The organism is Cognatiluteimonas telluris, assembly GCF_011320095.1.
In the GTDB taxonomy this organism is placed as follows: Bacteria; Pseudomonadota; Gammaproteobacteria; order Xanthomonadales; family Xanthomonadaceae; genus Cognatiluteimonas; species Cognatiluteimonas telluris.
Genome location: NZ_JAANOY010000012.1, coordinates 1 through 23,645, shown reverse-complemented (window position 1 = coordinate 23,645; position 23,645 = coordinate 1). Strand labels below are relative to the sequence as shown.

Sequence of the window (23,645 nt, the reverse complement as noted above, 5' to 3'; positions counted from 1 at the left end):
CGCTGCTCCGATGCCATGCATCCGGCAGCCGGAATGGTCGGGGTAGAGGGATTCGAACCCCCGACATCCTGCTCCCAAAGCAGGCGCGCTACCAGACTGCGCTATACCCCGCCGGCTCAAGCGATTCCACTGCAAAACCCCGCGCAGACCGCGCAGGGCCGGCTATTGTCGGGAGCGGCCCGCAGGCTGTCAAACCCGCGACGGCGCGCGTCCCGGCACGACATGGTTGCCACTGGCGCGGCGCACGCTGGTTCGACCGGCCGGACCGCACTGTCGAGACTGACCGCGCGCTGCACGCCGATGCGTGGCTCACTTGAACGCGCGCCGAACGCCGCCACTCCCACGTTATCCTCAAGCCAGACCCCAGACGGACGACACCATGCGCAGCAGCAACCCCGCCTTGAAGGCTTCGGCATTCCTCGACACCGGTACCGGCACGCTGACCGGGGCGCGCGATGGCGCGATGACCGTCAACGGCACCGTCAATCGCACCGCCTTCCTGCTGATCCTGGCGCTGGTCGGCGCGATGTACACCTGGAACCTGGCGTTCTCGTCGGGTGGCGCTGCCAACCTGGGCCCGTATGTGCTCGTCGGTGCGCTCGGCGGCTTCGTGGTCGCGATGGCGACGATCTTCCGCAAGACCTGGGCGCCGTTCACCGCGCCCTTGTACGCGCTGCTGGAAGGTGTGTTCATCGGCGCGATCTCCGCGGTCTTCGAGCAGCGCTACCCCGGCCTGGTCATGCAGGCCGTCGCGCTGACCTTCGGCACCCTGGGCGCGATGCTGCTGGCCTATCGCAGCGGACTGGTGCGGGCAACCGAGAAGTTCAAGCTCGGCGTGGTCGCGGCCACCGGCGGCATCGCGATCGTCTACCTGGTCAACATCGTGATGGGGTTCTTCGGCCATTCGATGCCCTTCATCCAGGGCAGTAGCTGGGTGGGCATCGCGTTCTCCGGCTTCGTGGTGGTCATCGCCGCGCTGAACCTGGTGCTCGACTTCGACATGATCGAGCAGGGCGTCGCCCAGGGCGCGCCGAAGTACATGGAGTGGTACGGCGCGTTCGGCCTGCTGGTGACCCTGGTGTGGCTGTACCTGGAAATCCTGAGGCTGCTGTCCAAGCTTCAGTCACGCAACTGACCCCCGAACCTGGCAGAAAAAAGGGGCGCCGCAAGGCGCCCTTTCGTTGCGACCGATTCCGATTCAGAGTCGCGTCGCGATCGCCTTGGCGAAGGACATCGTGTTGCCGCTGCCACCCAGGTCGGGCGTCAGCGAATCCTTCGCCTCCAGGGTGGCGACGATCGCCGCGCGCAGGCGCGTCGCCTGCTCCGGCTGGCCCAGGTGGTCGAGCATCTGCGCCGCGCCCAGCAGCAGCGCGCAGGGATCGGCCTTGCCTTGGCCGGCGATATCCGGCGCGGTGCCGTGAACGGCTTCGAAGATCGCCGCATCGGTGCCGATGTTGGCCCCCGGCGCCAGGCCCAGGCCGCCGACGAGGCCGGCGCACAGGTCCGAGATGATGTCGCCGAAGAGGTTCGTCGTCACGATGATGTCGAACTGCTCGGGCCGCATCACCAGCTGCATGCAGCAGTTGTCGACGATCAGCTCGTTGCACTGGATGTCCGGGTACTGCGCGGCGACTTCGCGCGCGACCTTGAGGAACAGCCCGGACGTCGACTTCAAGATGTTGGCCTTGTGGACCACCGTGACTTTCTTGCGGCCGGTGCGCCGGGCCAGGTCGAACGCGTAGCGCACGATCCGCTCAGAGCCGCGACGGGTCACCTTCTGCGTCAACAGCGCGGTCTCGCCGTCTTCCGACAGCGACTGGCCTTCGCCGATATAGGCGCCTTCGGTGTTCTCGCGCACGGTGATCAGGTCGACACCGTCGGGGAAGCGCGACTTCGTGTTCGGGTAGGAGCGCGCCGGGCGAACGTTCGCATACAGGTCGAAGCGCTTGCGCAGTTCGACGTTGATCGAGGAGAAGCCCTCGCCCACCGGCGTCGTCAACGGGCTCTTGAGCGCGACCCGGTTGCGGCGGATCGAATCCATGGTCGCGGCGGGCAGCAGTTCGCCATGCTTCTCCAGCGCGACCAGCCCGGCGTCGGCGAATTCATAGGCCAGCCCCAGCTGCATCGCATCGAGCACGTGCAGGGTGGCGTCCATGATTTCCGGGCCGATGCCGTCGCCACGGATCACGGTGATGGTGTTGGTCATTCAGGTTTCCGGCTGGGACGCCTGCGAATGCGGCGTCGCGAAGCCGTACATTATGCCGCAAGGCCGTGGCTCGACCCAAGCCGATGCAGGCCAGGCATCACGGATTACGCACTGGCTGGTGGCGCGCCGGCGGTCCGTGGAGCGGCCGGGAGCGGACCCCAACCCTCCGCGCCGACGCCGCTCACCCGTGGTCGTGCGCGGGCCTGGCCACGTTTTCGCCGGACTCCAGCCGATCCAGGAAATCCACCGCGCGCCGCAGGTGCGGGATCACGATGCTGCCGCCCACCACCAGCCCCACCGAGAACGTCTCGAACAGCTCGTCGCGGCTGGCCCCGGCCTCCTTGCACTGCGCCACGTGGTAGCTGATGCAGTCGTCGCAGCGCAGCACCAGCGAGGCGACCAGGCCAAGCAGCTCCTTGGTCTTGGCGTCGAGCGCGCCGGCCTGGTAGGTCTGGGTGTCGAGCGCGAAGAAGCGGCGCACGACCTGGTTGGGCTCGGCCAGGATGCGTTCGTTCATGCGCTGGCGGAAGCGGGTGAACTCCGCGATCCGGTCGTCGCTGCCCTCGTCCGCGCCGCTCATGGCTGCGCCCCGCCGACCAGCGGCTCGAACTTGCCCGCGCGATGCAGCGCGATCATGTCGTCGTAGCCGCCGACATGGGTCTCGCCGACGAAGATCTGCGGCACGCTGGTGCGACGGGCGCGTGCGAGCATGCGTTCGCGCTGCTCCGGATGGAGGTCGATCCGGATCTCTTCCCACGCCAGGCCCTTGCTCTTGAGGAAGTTCTTGGCGGCCATGCAGTAGCCGCACATGGCCGACGTGTAGATGGTGATCGGCGCGCTCGGCGCCGCAGGGGCTGGCTGGCTCAACAGTGGACTCCGGAAACTCGCGCGCGGCGAAGAGGTCGAATATGCGGTCGTCCCCGGCTGATTTCCACCCGGCCCACCCCGATCGACCTGTCCAGAGCCCGCGGGGCCATGGGGTGGTCGCCCACCCAAGAGGGCGCGGAGGCGATTATCCAAGGCAACCCACGCTGGTTAACACGTTGTTCACCCCCTTCCCGCTCCGCGCGCCCATCCTCGCCGGGCGCCACCTCCCCCCGCAGCGAGCCTCCGATGCGTAACGCCCTGACTGTCACCGCGCTCACATTCGCCCTGGCCAGCGCGCTGTCGGGCGGTTCCGCGCGGGCGCAGGACGGCCAGCTGCCCGATATCGGATCCTCCGCCGCCACCGTGCTGTCGCCCACCGAGCAGGCCCAGTACGGCCAGATGACGCTGAGCCAGCTGCGCAACTACGGCTTCACCCTGGACGATCCGCTGCTCACCGGCTGGCTGCAGTCGCTGGGCGACCGGCTCGGTGCGGCCAGCGACAAGCCGGACCAGGCGTTCACCCTGTTCCTGCTCAAGGACCGCCAGATCAACGCCTTCGCCACCCTGGGCGGATACGTGGCGGTCAATTCCGGGCTGATCCTCGCCGCCGACCGCGAGGCGGAGGTGGCCGCGGTGCTCTCGCATGAAATCGCCCACGTCACCCAGTCGCACGTGCTGCGCGCGGTGGAACGGGCGCAGCACGACAGCGTGCCCATCCTGCTGGCCATGCTCGGTGCCATCGCGGTGTCGCAGTCCTCGCACAGCAGCTCGGGCGACAACGCGATGATGGCGGCGATGGCCGGGGCCCAGGGACTGATGGTGCAGCGACAGATCGACTACACCCGCGGCAGCGAAGCCGAAGCCGACCGCATCGGCATCCGCACCCTGGCGCGCAGCGGCTTCGACCCGGAAGCGATGGCCGACTTCTTCGAGAAGCTGCAGCGGGTGGTGCGCAGCAACCAGGGCGGCGAGCGCGAGCGCGTGCCCGATTACCTGCAGACGCACCCGGTGACGCTGACCCGGATCAGCGAAGCGCGCGAACGCGCGCGGCAACTGGCCGGCGCCGCCAAGCCGTTCGTGCCGGAGACGAGTGCGATCGACAATCCGCTGTTGCCCGCGACGTTCGCCCTCGGCGCCGTCGCCGCCACGGGCGACGACGGCCAGTTCCCGTGGGCACGCGAACGCCTGCGCGTGCTCAGCGCCGACACGCCATCGGCGGCGGTCCGCGAATACGAGCGCCTGCGCGCCGCCAAGGCGCTGGACGACCCGCAACGTTATGGCCTGGCGCTGGCCCACCTGCTGGATGGCCACGCCAGCGCCGCCGCCGGCGTATTGTCGCCACTGCTCGACGCGCACCCCGGCGACGTCTGGGTCACGCTGGCCCTGGCCCAGGCCGAAGCCCGATCCGGCCATGCGGCCGCGGCCGACGCCCGTTTCGAATCACTGCTGCGGCGCATGCCCGGCAATCGCGCCATCGCGATCACCTACGCCGGCATCCTCGACGAGCGCAACACCCCCGCCGCGGGACGCCGCGCGCAGGAAGTGCTGCGGCCGCTGCTGGCCGCTGCCGGCGACGATCCCGTGTTCCAGCAGACCTTCGCGCGCAGCAGCGAGATCGCCGGCGACCCGGTGCGGGCGGGTGAGGCTTGGGCGGAGGCCGCCTACCTCAACGGCCGGCCGGAGCAGGCGCTGGTCCAGCTCAACACCCTGAAAAAGCGCAGCGACGTCGACTACTACGCGCGCAGCCGGATCGATGCCAGGATCGCCGCGATCACCCCGACGGTGCTCGAACTGCGTCGCCAGGGCGTCCGCGACAAGGACCTCGATCCGCCGTAAGGCGCCGCCTCGGCCGGCACGGGCACGGCGCCTCGCGGCGCTGTCATGCGCCTGTCATGCTGGTGGCGTCCAATGACGCCCGCGCCCAACGCCAGCGGGCCGCCGCGAACCCATGCAGAAACGAATCCTGATCGTCGACGACGAACCCGCGATCCGCGACATGGTCGCCTTCGCGCTGCGCAAGGAAGACTACGCGCCCGTGCAGGCAGGCGACGCGGCCCAGGCACGTGCGGCGATCGCCGAACGACTGCCCGACCTGATCCTGCTCGACTGGATGCTGCCGGGGACCAGCGGCCTGGAGCTGGCGCGCCGGTGGCGTCGCGACGAGCTCACGCGCGACATCCCGATCATCATGCTCACCGCCCGCGGCGAGGAGAACGACCGCGTCGGCGGCCTGGAGGCTGGTGTCGATGATTACGTCGTCAAGCCCTTCTCCGCGCGCGAACTGCTGGCGCGCATCCGCGCCGTGCTGCGGCGCTCGCGCGAGGACGAAGCCGACGGCAGCGTCCGCGTCGGCCGGCTGCGCATCGATGGCGTCGCGCAACGCGTCTTCGGGCAGCCCGTGGACGGCACGGGCGCGGCACCTGCGGGCGCGATCGCGGAAATGCCGCTCGGGCTTGGGCCGACCGAATACCGCCTGCTGCATTTCTTCATGACCCACGCCGATCGCGTCTATACCCGCGGACAACTGCTCGACCACGTCTGGGGCGGCAGCGTCTACGTCGAGGAGCGCACGGTCGACGTGCACATCCGCCGGCTGCGCAAGGCGCTCGAACCCGTGGGCGTGGACGCGATGGTGCAGACCGTGCGCGGCAGCGGCTATCGCTTCTCGGCGACGGCCTGACGGATGCGCGACGCCGACGACGCCGCCTGGTGGCGGTCGCTGGCCGGCAGCGGCCTGCTGCTGGTGGTCGCGGCCATCGCCGGCTGGCTGGCCGGCAGGCCATGGGCGTTCGTCGCGATGGCCGCGCTGGCCCTGGCCGGCTGGCAGCTATGGTCGCTGTGGCGCGTATTGCAGCGGCTGTCAGCGCGCAGCCATGCGCCGGTCGGCCACGGCCGTGGCGGCTGGCAGCGCCTGCAGCGCCTGCTGCATCGCGGCCAGCAGGAAGCGCGGGTGCGTAACCGCAAGCTGGTCGCGCTACTGCGGGCCTATCGCGCCGCCGCCGATGCGCTGCCCGACGCGGTGGTGGTGGTCGAGCCCAGCCACCAGCGCATCGTCTGGTTCAACCAGGCTGCGACGCGTCTGCTCGGCCTGGTCGCGCCCGCGGACATCGATGCGGCACTGGGGGAGCGCCTGCCGGGCTTGTCGATCGCGCACTGGCTGGCCTCGGGCCGGCATGCCGAACCGATCGCCGACATTGCGTCGCCGATGTCGCCGCAATTGCGGCTGAGCCTGCGGCTGGTGCCGTATTCGGACGAGTTGTGGCTGCTGGTCGCGCGCGACGTGAGCAAGCTGGTGCGGCTGGAGGGCATGCGCCGGGATTTCGTCGCCAACGTCTCGCACGAACTGCGCACGCCGCTGACCGTCGTCCATGGTTATCTCGAAATGCTCGACCCCGCCGAGCTGCCCGCCTGGGCGCCGATGTTGGCGGAGATGCAGCGACAATCGCAACGCATGACGCAACTGGTCGACGACCTGCTGACGCTGTCCCGACTGGAGTCGCAGGACACCATTGCCGACGACAGCGTCGCGATGCAGCCGATGCTCGCCGCGCTGCGCAACGAAGCGCATGCGCTGAGCCAGGGCCGCCACGACATCATCGTCGAGGATGCCGCCCCACTGGACCTCCTGGGCTCGCAGCAACAACTGCACAGCGCTTTCTCGAACCTCGTCAGCAATGCGGTGCGCTACACGCCCGGGGGTGGGAGCATCCGGATCGGGTTCGAAGCCGGTGCCGACGGCGGCGCGGTGCTCTGGGTCCGCGACAGCGGCCGCGGCATTGCCGCCGAACACCTGCCGCGCCTGACGGAACGCTTTTATCGCGTCTCCACCAGCCGCTCGCGCGAGAGCGGCGGCACCGGGCTGGGGCTGGCGATCGTCAAGCACGTGTTGCAGTTGCACCAGGCCGACCTGGCGATCGAGAGCCAGCCGGGCAGCGGAAGTCGCTTCGCCTGCCGTTTCCCGCCCGAACGCGTGCAGCATCGCGAGCCTGGATCCAACTGATCCCGACACGGCACCTGCCTCCGGCCGTGATGTCGTAGCCCGGGTAAGCGCAGCGCACCCGGGGAGGCAACACCCGGCGCTGCAATCAATCGGCTCCCGGATGCGGCCTGTGGCCTTATCCGGGCCGCGCGGTCCACCTACCGCGCGCATCCCGCACCGGCGTGCGCCACATCTGCTAATGATTGACTGCCGCGACCCCACCGCATCCGGTCTGCACGTCGCATGCTCCTACAATGCCGCCGATGGCCAACCTCCCGCCGCGCAAGCGACCGACATCCCGACCCGCGCCCTCCCAGCCAGCGGAAGGCGATCCGCTGCGCGAGCCGTCGCTGTATTTCAATCGCGAACTGTCGCAGCTGGACTTCAACTTCCGCGTGCTGGCGCAGGCGCAGGATCCGGCGGTACCGCTGCTCGAGCGCCTGCGCTACCTGTGCATCTCGTGCACCAACCTCGACGAGTTCTTCGAGATCCGCGCCGCCACCGTGCGCCACGCTCAGGATTTCGGCCTGCCGGTCGCGGCCGACGGCATGTCGCCTGCGGTCGTGCTCAACCGCATCCACGACCGCGCCGCGCAACTTGTCGACGCCCAATACCGTTGCTGGAACGAGGTGCTGCGCCCGGCGCTGGGCGACGCCGGCGTGCGCGTGCTCGCGCGCGACCGCTGGAACCAGCGCCAGTCGCGCTGGCTGCGCAATTATTTCCGCAACGAGATCATGCCGGTGCTGTCGCCGCTGGGGCTGGATCCCGCGCATCCGTTCCCGAAGATCCTCAACAAGTCGCTCAATATCGTCGTCGTGCTCAAGGGCAAGGACGCGTTCGGCCGCGCCGGCCACCTGGCGATCGTGCGCGCGCCGCGCTCGCTGCCGCGCATCATCCAGCTGCCGCAGAAGGTCTCCGGCGGGCCGCACGACTTCGTGTTCCTGTCGGCGGTGCTGTCGGCCTTCGTCGACGAGATGTTCCCGGGCATGGAGGTCAAGGGCGCCTACCAGTTCCGGGTGACGCGCAATTCCGAGCTGATCGTCGACGAGGAGGAAGTGGAGAACCTCGCGCTGGCATTGCGCGACGAGCTCATCGGCCGCGGCTACCTGCGCGCGATGCGGCTGGAGATCGCGGCCAACTGCCCCAAGCCGATCGTGCGCACGCTGCTGGAAAATTTCGAACTCCCGGAAAACGCCGTGTACCGGATCGACGGGCCGGTCAACCTCAACCGGGTGATCCAGGTCTATGACCTGGTGCAGCGGCCTGAACTCAAATACCCGACCTTCCAGCCCCGCAACCCCGGCGGCATCGACGCCATCTTCGACCGCATCGAGGACGACGACCTGCTGCTGCACCATCCCTTCGACGCCTTCACCCCGGTGCTGGAACTGGTGCGCCAGGCGTCCGAGGACCCCAACGTGCTGGCGATCAAGCAGACGCTGTACCGCACGGGTCGCGAATCGCAGGTTGTCGAGCACCTGGTGCAGGCGGCGCGCAACGGCAAGGACGTGACCGTGGTCGTCGAGCTGCGCGCGCGCTTCGACGAGGAAGCCAACCTGGGCTTCGCCGACCGCCTGCAGCAGGCCGGCGTGCAGGTGGTCTATGGCGTGGTCGGCTACAAGACCCACGCCAAGATGCTGCTGATCGTGCGTCGCGAAGGCCATGCACTGCGGCGCTACGTGCACCTGGGGACGGGCAACTACCATGCCGGTACCGCGCGCGCCTACACCGACATCGGCCTGATCACCGCCGATGCGGACATCGGCAGCGACGTGCACCAGATCTTCCAGCAGCTGTCCGGCCTGGCGCCCGCGGTCGAACTCAAGCGCCTGTTGCAATCGCCATTCACACTGCACACCGGCGTGCTGGCGCGGATCGAACGCGAGGCGCAGCACGCGCGCAACGGACGGCCGGCGCGCATCGTCGCCAAGATGAATGCATTGAACGAACCGCAGGTGGTGCGCGCGCTCTACGCCGCCTCGCAGGCCGGCGTCCAGGTCGACCTGATCGTGCGTGGCGCCTGCACCCTGCGTCCGGGCGTGCCCGGCGTGTCGGACAACATCCGCGTGCGTTCGATCGTCGGCCGCTTCCTCGAACACAGCCGCGTGTACTGGTTCTGCAACGACGGCGACCCGGACCTGTACTGCGCCAGCGCCGACTGGCTCGAACGCAACCTGATGCGGCGCGTGGAAACGTGTTTCCCGATCCTCGAGCCCGAGCTCGCCGAGCGGGTAAAGGCCGAATCACTGGACAACTACCTGGCCGACAACTGCGACGCCTGGCTGCTGCAGGGCGATGGCCGCTACCTGCGCGCGTCGCCGCAGCCTGGCGAACAGCCGCATTCGGCACAGGCCTGCCTGCTGGCAAAACTGGCCCCGGGCAAGCCGGCATGAACGACACCCACCTGTTCGCGCGCTCGGCGACCCTGCCATTGCAGGACGGAGACCTGCTGGCGGCGATCGACCTGGGCTCCAACAGTTTCCACATGGTGGTCTCGCGCTACGTGCTCGGCCAACTGCGCACCGTCGACCGCCTGCGCGAGATGGTGCGACTGGCCGAAGGCCTGGACGCGAAGCGTGGACTGACGGCCGAGGTACGACAGCGCGCGCTGGATTGCCTGGCCCGCTTCGGGCAACGCCTGCGCGACATCCCGCCCCAACGCGTGCGTGCGATCGCCACCAACACCGTGCGCCAGCTGGCCCAGCCCGATGCCTTCCTGATGCCGGCCGAAGCCGCGCTCGGCCACGCCATCGAAGTGGTGTCCGGTCGCGAGGAAGCGCGCCTGGTGTACCTGGGTGTCGCGCATGCACAGCCGCCGCGTCCGGAGCAGTTGCGGCTGGTGATCGACATCGGCGGCGGTTCGACCGAATGCATCATCGGCAGCGGCTTCGAACCGCTCGAACGCGAAAGCCTGCAGGCAGGCTGCGTGGCGAGCACGCGCCGCTTCTTTGCCGACGGCAAGCTCACCCGCAGGCGCTGGGCCGAAGCACTCACCGAAGTCACCGCCGAATTCCAGCAGTTCGCCGGCGTCTATCGCCACCTGGGCTGGGACGAGGCCATCGGTTCGTCGGGCACCAACAAGGCGATCGGCGGAATCTGCGCCACGCTGAAGCTCACCAAGGGCGCAGTGACGGCCGAAGCGCTGCCACAGGTGCGCGAACGCCTGCTGTCGGCCGGACGCATCGATCGCATCAACCTGCCTGGCCTGTCGGACGAGCGGCGCCCGATCATCGCCGGTGGCGTGCTGGTGCTCGAAGCCGCCTTCGCCGCGCTGGAGCTGCACCGCATGGTGGTGAGCAAGGCGGCGCTGCGCGAGGGCGTGCTGTACGACATGCTGGGCAGGGGCAGCGGCGCCGATCCGCGCGACGCCTCGGTGCAGGCGCTGATGCTGCGCTATGGCATCGACACCGGGCAGGCGTCGCAGGTGGAAGCGACCGCGCTGCGCCTGTTCGACCGCGTTGCGCAGGACTGGCAACTGCAACCGGACGATCGCCTGCTGCTGACCTGGGCCGCGCGCCTGCACGAGCTGGGCATGGCCATCGCGCACAGCCAGTACCAGGTGCATGGCGCATACGTGCTGGAACACTCGGACATCGCCGGATTCTCACAGACCGAGCAGCGCATGCTCGCCGCGCTGGTGCGCACGCATCGGCGACGGGTGCCCAGGTCGGCGTTCGATGCGCTACCCGACCGCCTGCTCGCGTCGGCCAGGCGCACGGCGGCATTGCTGCGGCTCGCCGTGGTCCTGCACCGATCGCACGAGCCCGATGCGCCGCCGTCGCTGCAACTCGTCGCACACGGCGATCGCCTTGCACTCGCGTTGCCCGCGCGCTGGCTGGACGCCAGGCCGCTCCTGCGCAGCGACCTGGAAACCGAGATGCAGGAGATGGCCGGGTTGGGGATGCGCTTGCAGGTGACGGAAATCGAGTCGTAACCGGGGTTACGCCCCCGGGGTACGCTTGGGTACTAATTTCAGTCCTCCGAGCAGAGGTCCTGGATCCAGCGTTCCCGGCGATGACGAGCGGAGGCCAGTCAAGGCCCTGCAACCAACCCGGGAACCATTGATCAGCGCTGCGCCAGCCCGACCCTGCGCTCCCCCACCGCATACCAGTCCACCTTGCGCGTCACCACCATGATCGCGGCCAGGATCGCGAACAGCAGGCCAGCGCCCAGCACCAGGGCGTTGTCCTCCGAGACCAGCAGCCCATACAGCGCGCCATACAGCAGTGCGAGCATCGCCGCGAAACCTGCCCCGCGCGCCGCGCTGCGCAGCACCGCGCTCAGGTAGAAGCCAAGCAGCCCGATGCAGGCGATGCTCGACGCCAGATACGCCCAGCCGAACTGGATGTGCTCGCTCAGGCTCACCAGCAGCAGGAAGAAGATCGCCAGCGCCAGGCCGACCAGGCCGTACTGGATCGGGTGGATCGGCAGCTGCCGCAGCAGTTCATACATGAAGAAGCCGACGAAGGTCAGCAGCACGAACAGCACGCCATATTTGCTGGCGCGATCGGCCTGGGAATAGACGTTCACCGGCTCCACCAGCGACACGCCCACCGAATCGATGCCTTCCGGCCCGGCGTCGCCGCCTGCCGACGCCGTGGTGGCGAGGTCGCCGGACGCAGGCAACCGTTGCCCGGCCAGGAACTGCGCCTGCGCTCGCGTGGCGAGCGCCGAAACCTCCCACCGTGCCGAGAACCCTTTCGCATCCACGCGCCGGGTCCGCGGCAGGAAGCTGCCGTCGAAGCGCGGATGTGGCCAGCTCGAATCGATGGCCATGGTATTGCGGTCGCCCAGCGGCACCAGGGCCAGCGATTCGGTGCCGCCGAGGGTGAATTCCAGCCGCGTGCGCAGCCGCAGGCGCGCGCCTTCGGCGGGTTCCGCGAGCAGCGCATGGATGCCGGCGCCATCGTGTGCGCCCTGCGCGATCGGGCGTTCGACGCCGTCGATCGACAGGTGCGGCGTGCCCAACAGGCCGCGCACATCGGCGAAGGAAACGCTGATCCAGGCCGCGCCGATGCTGCGTTCGCGCGCGGGATCGGCGACGGGCAGCTGCGCATCGAAGTCAGCACTGGCAACCGCGTCGCGCAGTTCATAGACGCGCACCTCGTGCAACCCGCGCTTGCGGGTGCCCGGCTGCAGGTGGCCGCGCACGTCGAGGGTGCGCGGGAAAAAAACCCACTGTTTCGCCTGCCGCCGCCAGGCCTTGCGCGAGAACCCCTGCGCATCGCGCTCCTCGACTTCGACCCGCTCGCTGTAGGGCACGACCAGCACCGGCCCGGCAAAGGTCTGTGCGCCGGCATAGCTGCGGGCGATGTCCGCCACCGCCTCGCGCCGATACGCCTGGCGCTCGGTGATCGTGCCGCGGATTATCGCCAGCGGCAGCAGGATCGCCAGCGTCAGCACCGCGACCATCAACATCTTCAACCCGATCCGCATGGCGCCCGCTCCTGTTGGAATTGGGTGCAAGCGTCGGCGCCGCCGGTGAGCGCGCGGCGTGCCCTGGGTGAAGCGGGAATGAAGTCAGGCCGCAGGCAGCCGAAGCACCGCCAGCGAGCCGCCGCCTTCGCGCGGCTGCAGCGCGATCGCCCCTCCATGCAGGCGCGCGACTTCGCGCACGAACGGCAGGCCCAGGCCGGAGCTGCGGCGGCCATCGGCACGCGGCAACGAATAGAACCGTTCGAAAACACTCTCGCGTGCGTAGTCGGGGACACCCGCGCCGCGGTCGGCCACCTCCACCCGCAGGTCGTCGCCGTCACGTCGCGCCGCCAACGTCACCAGCCCACCTGGCGGGGAAAACGCGATCGCGTTGTCCAGCAGGTTGCGCAGCGCCTGCTGCAACAGGAATCCGTCGCCCTCCACCGCCATCCCTGGCGCAGGCACCGCGAGCTCGAACGTGACGCCCCCTGCCGCCAGCACCGGCTGCAGGTCGCGCGCAACGGCCTGCAACCAGGCGTCGACCGCCACCCGTTCGCGCTGCTGCAACCAGCCGCGCTGCTCCACCGCCGCCAGCGCCAGCAGCTTGTCGATCATCGTCGTCAATCGCTCGCCCTGCTCGACGATGTTGGCGGCAAAGCGCTGTCGCTCGGCGTCCGGCAACGGTTCCTGCAGCAGTTCGGCGGCGCCGCGGATGGCCGCCAGCGGGCTCTTCATTTCATGGGTGAGCGCCTGCACGTAGCGTTCGACGTAATCCTTGCCCTCCAGCTTGCGGCGCATGGTTTCCAGCGCCTGCCCAAGAGTGCCGATCTCGTCGCCGCGCGGCGCCGGCGGCGACACCACTTCACCGGCCGCGACCGCGCGCGCATAGCGCGTCAGCCGCGCGATGCCCGCCGCCAGCCAAGCGGTGGTCGCCAGCCCGATCAACGCCGACAACACCAGCAGCAGCCCGCCCTTGCGCAGGATCTCCATCTGGCTGGCGCGGATCACGGGCGCCATCGTGCGGTTGGCCTTGGCCACCGTGAGCACGCCGATGATGCGATCGCCCCGTGGCCCGTGCTGCAGCACGGGCGCGGCGACGTACATCACGGTGTCGGCGCTGGCCTGGGGCGAAGACGCACTCGAACGCGCCCCGTACTGCCCGCGCAACGTCCTGTACACATCGTTCCAGCGCGAGTAGTCGCGGCCGAGCGCTTCGCCGCTGGAGTCGTAGCGGACGATGCCGCGTGCGTCGGTCACGTAGATCCGGTAGTCGAACTGGTGCTTGCGCAGCGCGGAAATCGTCGCCTGCGGCGGCGTGCGCCGGGCCTGCGCGACCGCCTGCGCAAACGCGCCATCGGCGATCGTTCCGTTGGCGAGGTCGTCGGACGCCAGCGCCGCGAGCACGTGCGCGGTATCGACCAGCGTGGCTTCCATCGCCTGGCGCACGCCCGGCTTGACCTCGGCGACGAACACCCGCATCACGAAGAACGCCGCCAGCCCGATGATCAGGAACACGCCGAAGAACAATCGCAGCCCCAGGCGCATTCAGGTCTCCAGCGAATAGCCGAGGCCGCGGTGGGTGCGGATCGGATCGGGATCGGCGCCGGCGGCGCGCAGCTTCGCGCGCAGGGTCTTGACGTGGGTGTCGACGGTGCGATCGCCGCTGTCGCTGCCCAGGTCCCAGCCACGATCGAGCAGCTGCGCGCGGGTCAGGATCGCGCCCGGGCGCTGCAGCAGCGCGGCGAGCAGCGAATGCTCGTAGCGGGTGAGATCCAGCAGCGCATTGCGATAACGGATGCGATGGCCGTCGGTATCGATGGCGAAATCGCCGCGCGCCACCCAACCATCGCCGGCACTTGCCGTGGCGGCGCGCGGCGCGCCGTCGCCGGCACGTCGCAGGCGCGCGCGCACGCGCGCCGCCAGTTCGCGCGGCGAGAACGGCTTGGTCACGTAGTCGTCGGCGCCCAGCTCGAGCCCAAGCACGCGATCGAACTCGGCATCGCGTGCGGTGAGAAAGATCACCGGCACCTGGCTGAAGGCGCGCAGCGCGCGGCAGACTTCGAAGCCATTGCGGTCGGGCAGGCCGACGTCGAGCACCAGCACATCGATACCGCCGGCCCGCACCCGTTGCAGGGCCTGCTCGCCCAGCACGCAGTGTTCGACGTCCATGCCCTCGCTGCGCAGCGCGTAGAGCACCGCATCGGCGATGGCCTGCTCGTCTTCGGCGATGAGGACCCTGGGCATCGGCATGGTCGTGGCGGCGGTTGCGCCGCATCCTAGCGCGACGGCAGGACCGGCGGCTTACCATGCACAGGTTCATTGTCCGCTCCATCGCGTGTCTTCCCTGCCCGACCCGGCCTGCTCCGACCCATGAACTACCGCCACGCCTTCCATGCCGGCAATGCCGCCGACGTGCTCAAGCACGTACTGCTGCTGGCGCTGTGCGAGCGGCTGGTGGCGAAGCCCGCGCCTGCTTTCGCGCTGGACACCCACGCCGGTCGCGGGCTCTACGCGCTCGACGCCGACGCGGCGCGGCGCACCGGCGAAGCCGACGAGGGCATCGCCAGGCTGCTGACCCGGCCCTCCGGCGATCCCGCGATCGCGCGTTATCTCGATGCCGTCCGCGCCTGCCGCGCCATCCACGGCGAGGCCGCCTACCCGGGGTCACCGTGGCTGCTCGCGCATGCCCTGCGCGCGCAGGACCGGATCGCCTGCTGCGAGTTGCAGCCGGACGAAGCGGCTGCGCTGAAGTCCAACCTCGACGGCGATCCGCGCGTGGCGATCCACCGGCGCGATGGTTACGCCGCGCTCAAGGCGCTGTTGCCGCCGGTGGTGAACAGGCAGCGCCTGGCGCGCGGACTGGTGCTGATCGACCCGCCGTACGAGGCACAGCGGGCTGAATTCGACATCGCGCTGGCGGCGCTGCGCGAGGCGCTCGGGCGCTGGCTGCAGGCGACCTATGCCCTGTGGTATCCGATCAAGCAGCGGCGCGACCTGCGCGCATTCCAGCGCGACGCCGCCGGCCTTCCGGCGCGATCGGTGCTGGTGGTGGAACTGCTGGTCCGCCCCGACGACTCGCCCCTGCGCATGAACGGCAGCGGTGTGCTGCTGCTCAATCCGCCTTTCGGATTCGATACGGGGCTGGTGAAGACGCTCGCGGCGCTGTCCGATGCGCTGGCGTCGCAGGCACCACCGCCACGGATCGAGTGGTTGCGCGCACCGGACTGACGCTGGGTGGTCGCGGTCGCTGCGCAGCCCCGTGCGCGCGGAATTCTACAGACCGGCCTTGACGTCCGGCTCGAAGAAGCTCCAGCGCACGTCCGGGAATTCCCGCTTCAGCGCGCGCTCGACATCGTTGATCTGCAATGCGAGCGATCGCGCGCTCTGCTCCTCGTGCATCTCGGCCTGCACCGACACCAGCACGTCGCTGCCCAGTTGCAGCGTGATCAGGTTGATGACGTTGCCGATCTCGGGGCGATCGTCCAGGAAGCGGCGCATGCGCGCCTGCACCGCCGGGTCCACGCTCTGGCCGATCAGCATCGCCTTGATCTCGATCGCGACCAGCACCGCGACCACCACCAGCAGCACGCCGATCATCACCGTGCCGATCGCATCCCACAGCGGATTGCCGGTCGCCGCCGTCAGCAGCACCGCGACCAGCGCGAAGCACAGGCCGAGCAAGGCGGCGAAGTCCTCGCCGAAGATCACCACCAGTTCGCTCTGCCGGCTCTGCCGGAACCACTGCCACAGCGAGCGACCGTCGCGCAGCTTCTCGACCTCCTGCAGGCACGCCCGCATCGAGATGCCCTCGGCGACGATCCCGAAGACCAGCACGCCGGCGGCCCACCACCAGCGCGTCACCGGCTCGGGATGCTGCAGCTTGTGCACGCCCTCGTACAGCGAAAACATGCCGCCCACCGTGAACAGCATCACTGCCACCAGGAACGACCAGAAGTAGATCGCCTTGCCGTACCCCAGCGGATACTCCGGTGATGCCGGCCGCCGCGCCTGGCGCATGCCGAACAGCAACAGCAGCTGGTTGCCGCAATCGGCGAGCGAGTGCACGGTCTCGGCCAGCATCGCGCTGGAGCCGGTGAAGAAGGCTGCCATGCCCTTGGCGCAGGCGATCGCGAGGTTGGCTCCCAGCGCGAACAGGATCGCGCGGGTCGAGTCGCCGCTTCCGGCCATCGGGGGTTCCGTTAAGTTTGTGCGAATGCCGGTGGGTGCGGGCCGGGCGTCCAGGGCCCGATTTCCATTCAGAAAACCGCGGGCCAGTCTAGCAAAGCGCGCGCCGGCCCCGACGTGAGCGCGGCTTCACCTGCCTCGTGCCAGCATCGGGACATGGCCGCGAGAAACCGTCTTCCCCCCTGGCACGAGATGCAGCACCTGCCCAATGGGCGCGACGTGCTGATCCGCCCGATCCGCCCCGACGATGCGATGCCGCTGCGCGCGGCATTCCCCTTGCTCGAACCTGGCGAAGTGCGCATGCGCATGTTGCCCGCCGACGGTGAGTTGTCGTCGGAACAGGCCGAGAAAATGGTGCGGCCCGATCCACGCAGCGAATTCGCCATCGTCGTCGCCGAGCCGCTGCCGCCGGGTGAAGCCATGGTGGGCGCAGTCGCGCGTGCGTCGATCATGCCCGGGGGGCGCGATGCGGAGTTCTCCATCCTCGTCAGCCGCTTCATCGCAGGCATGGGCGTGGGCCGGCACCTGATGCGCCGGCTGGTGCGCTGGGCGCGCGGCAAGAACGTCGACCGCATCTACGGCGACGTGCTCGAGGACAACGAGCCGATGCTCACGCTCGCGCAGTCACTGGGGTTCGAGCGCGCCGAATCCAGCGAAGCGGGCATGGTCCGCGTCGTGCTCGAACTGCAACCGCAGCGGGTCTGAGCTCCGGCGCACCGGGCGCCACGTCGACGCTTCGTCGCGATCGCCCAAGCCACATCGATCCATGCGCGGGCCCTGGTCGCCAGGGCCCGCCCCTCGCGTAAACTTGCCGCCCTCCGCGCTGGCAGCCCCGCTGCCGGCGCTGCACGTGTCTTCCTGCCGCAGCCAAGCCCCCTATCCGCGCGATGTCGAATTCCCCGGCGCCTCCCCTGCCCAAGCCCGGCCAGCAACGGGTGTACTGGCGTGCGCCGGTCACGTCGTCGGCCACTGCATTCCACATCGGACGCGCAGCGATCGCCCACGACGGTCCGTTGCTGGTCATCGCGCGCGACAACCACGCCGCGCAGCAACTGGAGAGCGACCTGCGCACGCTGCTGGCGCGCGACGTGCCGGCCGGCGCCGGCGTGCCGATGCTGCAGCGCCGGCCGTGGCCGCCAATCCTGCATTTCCCCGATTGGGAAACGCTACCGTACGACAGCTTCAGTCCGCACCCGGACATCGTCAGCCAGCGACTGGCCGCGCTGCACCGGATGCCGACGCTCACCCGCGGGATCGTGGTGGTGCCGGTGCAGACGCTGCTGCAGCGCCTGGCGCCGGTGCGCCACGTCAGCGGCGGCAGCTTCGACATCACCCTGCGCGCGCGCCTGGACCTGGATGCGGAGAAGCGCCGGCTCGAGGCGGCCGGCTACCGCAACGTGCCGCAGGTGCTCGATCCAGGCGACTTCGCCGTGCGCGGCGGGTTGCTCGACGTCTATCCGATGGGCGCCGAGCAGCCGTTCCGGCTGGAACTGCTGGACGATGAAGTCGACACCATCCGCATCTTCGATCCAGAGTCGCAGCGCTCGCTGGAAAAAATCGATGCCATCCACCTGCTCCCCGGGCGCGAATTGCCGCTGGATGAAGCCTCGGTTGCACACGCGCTGGCCACGCTGCGCGAGCGCTTCGACATCGACACCCGCCGCAGCGCGCTCTACCAGGATCTCAAGGCGGGCACCGCGCCTGCCGGCATCGAGTACTACCTGCCGCTGTTCTTCAAGGACACCTCCACGCTGTTCGACTACCTCGGCCCCAACATGCTGCCGGTGCTGGGCGAAGGCGCGATGGAGGCGGCCGAACGCTTCTGGGAGCAGACCCGCGAGCGCTACGAGCAGCGCCGCCACGATGTCGAGCGTCCGCTGCTGCCGCCGGCGGAGTTGTACCTGTCGCCGGAATCGCTGCGCGAACGGCTGAACCAGGGCGTGAGGATCGATGTCTGCGGCGAAGGCCATCCGCAACGCGAGCGCGCGCAACCGCTGGGCGACCAGCCGGTGCCGCCGCTGCCGCTGGCGGTGCGCGACCACGCCGGCGCCGATGCGCTGAAATCCTTCCTCGGCAGCTATCCAGGCCGGGTGCTGGTGGCGGCGGAAACCGCCGGAAGGCGCGAGGCGCTGCTGGAAATCCTCCATGCCGCCGGCCTGCAACCGCAGGTGCTGCCCGACTGGCCGGCGTTCCTGCCGCCGCCGCGCGTGGATGCACCGGAATTGGCCACCATCGCCGGGCAAGCGCCCGCTGGCACCACCGCGTTCGCGATCGCGGTGGCGCCGCTGGACGATGGCTTCGCGCTGACCGACCCGGCGATCGCGGTCCTGACCGAGCGCCAGCTCTTTCCCGAGCGCGCCAGCCAGCCACGCCGTCGCAAGCGCACCGGGCGTGAACCCGAAGCGATCATCCGCGACCTCGGCGAGCTGACCGAAGGCGCACCGATCGTGCACGAGGATCACGGCGTCGGCCGCTATCGCGGACTGATCACGCTCGAAGCGGGCGGGTCGCCCGGCGAGTACGTCGAGATCGAATACGCCAAGGGCGATCGGCTCTACGTGCCGGTCGCGCAGCTGCACCTGATCAACCGCTATTCCGGCGCATCCCCGGAAACCGCGCCGCTGCATTCGCTCGGCGGCGAGCAATGGAGCAAGGCCAAGCGCAAGGCGGCGGAGAAAGTCCGCGATGTCGCCGCTGAGCTGCTGGAAATCCAGGCCCGCCGCCATGCCCGCGCTGGACTGGCGATCGACCTCGACCGGTCGCTCTACGAACCGTTCGCCGCGACGTTCCCGTTCGAGGAAACCCTGGACCAGCTCGCTGCCATCGAAGCGGTGATCCGCGACATGGGCTCCTCGCAACCGATGGATCGCGTGGTCTGCGGCGACGTCGGCTTCGGCAAGACCGAGGTCGCCGTGCGCGCCGCCTTCGTCGCCGCCGCCGCCGGAAAGCAGGTCGCCGTGCTGGTGCCGACCACCCTGCTTGCCGAACAGCACTACCGCAATTTCCGCGACCGCTTCGCCGACTGGCCGCTGAAGGTCGAGGTGCTCTCGCGCTTCAAGACGCCCAAGGAGATCAAGGCCGAGATCGGCCGCATCGCCGAAGGCACGATCGACGTCATCGTCGGCACCCACCGCCTGCTGCAGAAGGACGTGCGCTTCAAGGACCTGGGGCTGGTGATCGTCGACGAGGAGCAGCGTTTCGGCGTGCGCCAGAAGGAAGCGCTGAAGGCCTTGCGCGCCAACGTGCACCTGCTCACGCTCACCGCGACGCCGATCCCGCGCACGCTCAACATGGCGATGGCCGGCCTGCGCGACCTGGCGATCATCGCCACCCCGCCCGCGCACCGGCTGGCGGTGCAGACCTTCGTCGTCCCCTGGGACGATGCCCAACTGCGCGAAGCCTTCCAGCGCGAACTGGCCCGCGGCGGCCAGGTGTACTTCCTGCACAACGACGTGGAATCGATTGGTCGCATGCAGCGCGAATTGCAGGACCTCGTCCCCGACGCACGCATCGGCATCGCCCACGGCCAGATGCCCGAGCGCGAACTCGAGCGGGTGATGCTCGACTTCAACAAGCAGCGCTTCAACGTGCTGCTGTGCACGACGATCATCGAATCGGGCATCGACATCCCCAACGCCAACACCATCATCATCAATCGCGCCGATCGCTTCGGCCTGGCGCAATTGCACCAGTTGCGCGGCCGGGTCGGGCGTTCGCACCATCGCGCCTACGCCTACCTAGTCGTGCCCGACCAGCGCACGATCACCAGCGATGCGCGCAAGCGCCTGGATGCCATCGCCTCGATGGATGAACTCGGCGCCGGCTTCACCCTCGCCACCCACGACCTTGAGATCCGCGGCGCGGGCGAACTGCTGGGCGAAGACCAGAGCGGGCAGATGGCCGAAGTCGGCTTCACGCTCTATACCGAACTGCTAGAGCGTGCCGTGCGCAGCATCCGCCAGGGCAAGCTGCCGGACCTGGATGCAACCGCAGCGCGCGGCGCCGAAGTCGAACTGAACATCCCCTCGCTCATTCCCGACGACTACCTGCCCGACGTGCACACGCGGCTGACGCTCTACAAGCGCATCAGTTCCGCGCGCGACGCCGACGAACTGCGCGAGTTGCAGGTGGAGATGATCGACCGCTTCGGCCTGCTGCCGGATCCGGCGAAGCACCTGTTCGCGATCGCGGAACTCAAGCTGAAGGCGACTGCGCTGGGCATCCGCAAGCTCGACCTGGGACCGGCCAGCGGCCGATTGCAATTCGAAAGCCGCCCCAATGTCGATCCGATGACCGTGATCCAGCTGATCCAGAAACAGCCGAAGCATTACGCGATGGATGGGCCGGACAAGCTCCGGATCAAGCTCGATCTTCCGGATGCCCCAGCGCGCCTGCAGGCCGCGCGCGGATTGCTGGCGGCGTTGCAGGTGTAGCGGCATCCGCGGCGGCATCGGAATTTTCCCTTGCCATGCAGGCCTATCCCGTGGACCATTGCATGCCGGCCTGGATGGCCGGACCACCGCCCGGTCTTCGGGCACAACCAAGGAACGGTTCAATGTCATCACTGAAGTTCGCGGCGCTCGGCGCCGCCTCCCTGCTGTTTTCCGGCTGCGCCTCCATCGCCGGCAGTTCGCACACCATGCTCACCGACGACCGTATCCGGTCCGAAAGCTCCGCTGCGCTCGGCTACGCGGCGGAGGATCTGACCCTCGCCAGCCGACGCGTTGAAGGCCTGAACACCTACGCCAGCCTGAAGGCCAAGGACGGCAAGGAATTCACCTGCATGATCAACGGCGGCAACTGGCTGTCCATGGGGCTGACCAATCCACCAGTCTGCAGCCGCAAGGGGGAGCCGCTGAAAGCCGGTCCATTCGGCCAGTGACCAATCGGGGCGCCTTCGTCTTTGCGGAGGCGCCCTGCGGTCTGCCCACCCGTCCTGACAGCGTGGGGTTGAAGACCGCGCAGATGAAGGCGCCCGGGCGAATTCTTTGGCGAGGCCGCGCGCCCGGAGATTCGATCTGGCGATCAGGCCCTAGGACGCGTTCGCCAAAGAGGGCTTCAGTACCGGCTGCGACCCGCAACGACCGGTTTCAGTCGGGACAGAGAGCACCAGCGCGTTGTAAGGCGCCGTCGACTCGCCGCATCGATCCAGCGGACTGACGACTCCGCCGGCACCGCGATTGAGCACGTGGGTATAGATCTGGGTGGTCGCAACATCCTTGTGCCCCATCAACTCCTGGATGGTGCGGATATCCGCTCCCGCTTCCAACAAGTGGGTAGCGAACGAATGCCTCAACGTGTGCGGACTGACCGGTTTCCTGATGCCCGCCGCCTTTGCGGCGATGGACACCGCACGCTGGAGTACCTTTTCGTCTAGGTGGTGCCGCTTCTGCCTGCCATCGCGTGGATCGGCCGCGCGCCGGGTGGCCGGAAACATGAATTGCCAGCCCAGCTCCTTCGGCGCATTGGGGTACTTCCGCGCCAACGCGAATGGCAGCGATACCTCACCAAACCCCGCCTCCAGGTCCGCCGCATGCAGCACGCGCGCGTCCTCCATCTGCCGCAGCAGCGCCTCGCGCAATGAAGCCGGCAACACCGTACGGCGGTCCTTGGCTCCCTTGCCTTCCCGCACGGTGATCTCGTTGCGGGCGATGTCCACGTCCTTCACGCGCAGACGAAGGCATTCCATCAGCCGCAGGCCGCTTCCGTACAGCAGGCTCGCCATCAGCCAGTTGCGCCCCGCCAGGTTGCGCAACAGCAGCGCCACCTCGCCCCGCGACAACACCACCGGCAGCCGGCGTGACCCTTTCGCCCGAACCACGTTCTCCATCCACGGCAGGTTGATCCCAAGCACCTCCCGGTACAGGAACAACAGGGCCGAGAGGGCCTGGTTCTGGGTGCTGGCGGACACGTGCTGCTTCGTCGCAAGCCGGCTGAGGAAGGCCTCGACCACCGCCCCGTCCAGTTCGCGCGGATGACGCTTGCCATTGGCGAGGATGTACCGGCGTATCCACTGCAGGTAGGCTTGCTCGGTACGAATGCTGTAGTGCTTGGCCCGTATCCTGCCGCGCACCTGCTCCAACAACCGCGGTTCCTCACCTGTCGCCGCCCCATCGCTTGGCGGGCTCCGGACCCCACCCCGATACAACTTATCTGTTTGCATAGGACACCCCGGCCGCCTGCGATTGGAACAACAATGCAGGATTGGCAAAGGCAAGGCCGTCGGCGGACAGGCCGTCCAGCCGTGGGGTTTTTCTGGATTGACCAGCTACCAAGTAATGAACAAACTCCGGCAATTACCCCGTACTGGGGTCTACTAGGTGTTAGGCCGCTAAGGAAGGTTATGGCTAATCCGCTTTTGGCATTCGGTGCTGCGTGTAGCGCAGTCGCTGCCTTCCTTCACCTCGGTTGCATTGTTTTTGGCGCTTCGTGGTACAGGTTTTTCGGCGCCGGCGAGCGCATGGTCAGACTTTCAGAGGCCGGGCAGATTGGGCCAGCCATCATCACCGCCGGCATCGCCAGCGTCTTGTTTCTTTGGTCGCTGTTCGCGCTCTCGGGTGCGGGCATCATTCCTCGGCTGCCTTTCACTCGGTTGGCGCTTTGCCTCATTGCGGGCATCTACATTGCCCGCGGGCTAGTCGGCCTGATCTTTGCCGCAGCCGCCCCAGGCACGCACGGCGTAGCGTTTTGGTCATGGAGTTCAGTTATTTGCCTGGGCATCGGCACGCTGTATCTTGTCGGCACGCAGCAGGCATGGCCTTCTTTGTCACGGGCCGCGGCCTAACAGTTCATTCAAGCCGAACTTGCTTCGTTCCAGCAAAAGCGTGGCAGAAAAAGCTTGCCACGCTTTCGCTTCCACTACGCAAGTCGGCTTAATTCAGGTGTTATACCCCGCGAGAACGATCCAGGCGCTTCAGGAAAAGCTTATGCGCCGCGCTGCATTCGTCCGACTGCCGCTGTGGCGCGAAATCTGCTAGAAAAGCGCTGCTGGCG

General features: G+C 68.4%; 19 protein-coding genes and 1 tRNA gene. 11 read left to right on the top strand and 9 right to left on the bottom strand.

Going from position 1 to position 23,645, the window contains the following annotated elements; genetic code table 11:
• Positions 1-34: 34 nt before the first annotated feature.
• Positions 35-111: transfer RNA gene (locus tag G7B67_RS07920), tRNA-Pro, on the bottom strand.
• Positions 112-379: 268 nt separating this feature from the next.
• On the opposite strand from G7B67_RS07920, the gene G7B67_RS07915 reads away from it, so the two are divergent.
• Positions 380-1,135, top strand: coding sequence for a Bax inhibitor-1/YccA family protein (locus tag G7B67_RS07915; protein WP_166210537.1), 756 nt, complete (start codon positions 380-382; stop codon positions 1,133-1,135).
• Between the two features lie 63 nt (positions 1,136-1,198).
• Here the strand turns inward: G7B67_RS07915 and G7B67_RS07910 are convergent, their stop codons facing one another.
• The 3 genes from G7B67_RS07910 to grxC all read right to left on the bottom strand — a co-directional run bounded on the left by G7B67_RS07910 (position 1,199) and on the right by grxC (position 3,076).
• Complete coding sequence (locus tag G7B67_RS07910) at positions 1,199-2,206, bottom strand: isocitrate dehydrogenase (protein ID WP_166210534.1); 1,008 nt, start codon at positions 2,204-2,206, stop codon at positions 1,199-1,201.
• A 181-nt stretch (positions 2,207-2,387) separates the two neighbouring features.
• The gene (locus G7B67_RS07905) at positions 2,388-2,786 is read right to left on the bottom strand and encodes a carboxymuconolactone decarboxylase family protein (RefSeq protein ID WP_166210531.1); all 399 of its coding nucleotides are present in this window, start codon (positions 2,784-2,786) and stop codon (positions 2,388-2,390) included.
• Entirely contained in the window at positions 2,783-3,076 is a 294-nt protein-coding gene (gene grxC, locus G7B67_RS07900; protein ID WP_166210646.1) for a glutaredoxin 3, read from the bottom strand. The genes G7B67_RS07905 and grxC overlap by 4 nt, the downstream gene beginning before the upstream one ends.
• A 243-nt stretch (positions 3,077-3,319) precedes the next feature.
• On the opposite strand from grxC, the gene G7B67_RS07895 reads away from it, so the two are divergent.
• The 5 genes from G7B67_RS07895 (at position 3,320) to ppx (ending at position 10,986) form a co-directional block, all read left to right on the top strand.
• Complete coding sequence (locus tag G7B67_RS07895) at positions 3,320-4,909, top strand: M48 family metalloprotease (protein WP_166210528.1); 1,590 nt, start codon at positions 3,320-3,322, stop codon at positions 4,907-4,909.
• Between the two features lie 112 nt (positions 4,910-5,021).
• Positions 5,022-5,753, top strand: a complete 732-nt coding sequence (phoB, locus tag G7B67_RS07890) for a phosphate regulon transcriptional regulator PhoB (protein ID WP_166210525.1) — start codon at positions 5,022-5,024, stop codon at positions 5,751-5,753.
• A 3-nt stretch (positions 5,754-5,756) separates the two neighbouring features.
• Entirely contained in the window at positions 5,757-7,073 is a 1,317-nt protein-coding gene (phoR, locus tag G7B67_RS07885) for a phosphate regulon sensor histidine kinase PhoR (RefSeq protein ID WP_166210522.1), read from the top strand.
• A 242-nt stretch (positions 7,074-7,315) separates the two neighbouring features.
• A complete protein-coding gene (ppk1, locus tag G7B67_RS07880; RefSeq protein WP_166210519.1) occupies positions 7,316-9,445 on the top strand; it encodes a polyphosphate kinase 1 in 2,130 nt (709 codons plus the stop codon).
• On the top strand, positions 9,442-10,986 hold the full coding sequence (gene ppx / locus G7B67_RS07875) for an exopolyphosphatase (RefSeq protein ID WP_166210517.1): 1,545 nt from the start codon (positions 9,442-9,444) through the stop codon (positions 10,984-10,986). Before ppk1 ends, ppx begins: the two co-directional genes overlap by 4 nt.
• Positions 10,987-11,117: 131 nt before the next feature.
• Here the strand turns inward: ppx and creD are convergent, their stop codons facing one another.
• From creD to creB, 3 genes are all read right to left on the bottom strand, one after another.
• Positions 11,118-12,488, bottom strand: a complete 1,371-nt coding sequence (creD, locus tag G7B67_RS07870; protein ID WP_166210514.1) for a cell envelope integrity protein CreD — start codon at positions 12,486-12,488, stop codon at positions 11,118-11,120.
• An 84-nt stretch (positions 12,489-12,572) separates the two neighbouring features.
• Positions 12,573-14,012 carry a two-component system sensor histidine kinase CreC gene (gene creC / locus G7B67_RS07865; protein WP_166210511.1) on the bottom strand — a complete coding sequence of 480 codons (1,440 nt, stop codon included), beginning with the start codon at positions 14,010-14,012 and terminating at the stop codon, positions 12,573-12,575.
• Positions 14,013-14,717, bottom strand: coding sequence for a two-component system response regulator CreB (creB, locus tag G7B67_RS07860; protein ID WP_166210508.1), 705 nt, complete (start codon positions 14,715-14,717; stop codon positions 14,013-14,015).
• A gap of 120 nt (positions 14,718-14,837) precedes the next feature.
• On the opposite strand from creB, the gene G7B67_RS07855 reads away from it, so the two are divergent.
• Entirely contained in the window at positions 14,838-15,695 is an 858-nt protein-coding gene (locus G7B67_RS07855) for a 23S rRNA (adenine(2030)-N(6))-methyltransferase RlmJ (protein WP_166210505.1), read from the top strand.
• A gap of 45 nt (positions 15,696-15,740) precedes the next feature.
• Here the strand turns inward: G7B67_RS07855 and G7B67_RS07850 are convergent, their stop codons facing one another.
• Positions 15,741-16,655 carry a cation diffusion facilitator family transporter gene (locus G7B67_RS07850; protein ID WP_166210502.1) on the bottom strand — a complete coding sequence of 305 codons (915 nt, stop codon included), beginning with the start codon at positions 16,653-16,655 and terminating at the stop codon, positions 15,741-15,743.
• Between the two features lie 153 nt (positions 16,656-16,808).
• On the opposite strand from G7B67_RS07850, the gene G7B67_RS07845 reads away from it, so the two are divergent.
• From G7B67_RS07845 to G7B67_RS07835, 3 genes are all read left to right on the top strand, one after another.
• Positions 16,809-17,357: a GNAT family N-acetyltransferase gene (locus G7B67_RS07845; RefSeq protein WP_166210500.1), complete on the top strand. Its 549-nt coding sequence runs from the start codon at positions 16,809-16,811 to the stop codon at positions 17,355-17,357.
• 182 nt (positions 17,358-17,539) lie between these two features.
• Positions 17,540-21,085, top strand: coding sequence for a transcription-repair coupling factor (gene mfd, locus G7B67_RS07840; protein ID WP_166210497.1), 3,546 nt, complete (start codon positions 17,540-17,542; stop codon positions 21,083-21,085).
• 122 nt (positions 21,086-21,207) lie between these two features.
• The gene (locus tag G7B67_RS07835; RefSeq protein WP_166210494.1) at positions 21,208-21,534 is read left to right on the top strand and encodes a hypothetical protein; all 327 of its coding nucleotides are present in this window, start codon (positions 21,208-21,210) and stop codon (positions 21,532-21,534) included.
• 150 nt (positions 21,535-21,684) lie between these two features.
• On the opposite strand, the gene G7B67_RS07830 is transcribed toward G7B67_RS07835, so the two are convergent.
• Positions 21,685-22,737 (bottom strand): integron integrase, encoded by a 1,053-nt coding sequence (locus tag G7B67_RS07830; protein WP_279303974.1) that lies wholly within the window; start codon positions 22,735-22,737, stop codon positions 21,685-21,687.
• A 258-nt stretch (positions 22,738-22,995) separates the two neighbouring features.
• Between G7B67_RS07830 and G7B67_RS07825 the strand changes: the two genes are divergently transcribed.
• Positions 22,996-23,436: a hypothetical protein gene (locus G7B67_RS07825; protein WP_166210488.1), complete on the top strand. Its 441-nt coding sequence runs from the start codon at positions 22,996-22,998 to the stop codon at positions 23,434-23,436.
• Positions 23,437-23,645: the final 209 nt, after the last annotated feature.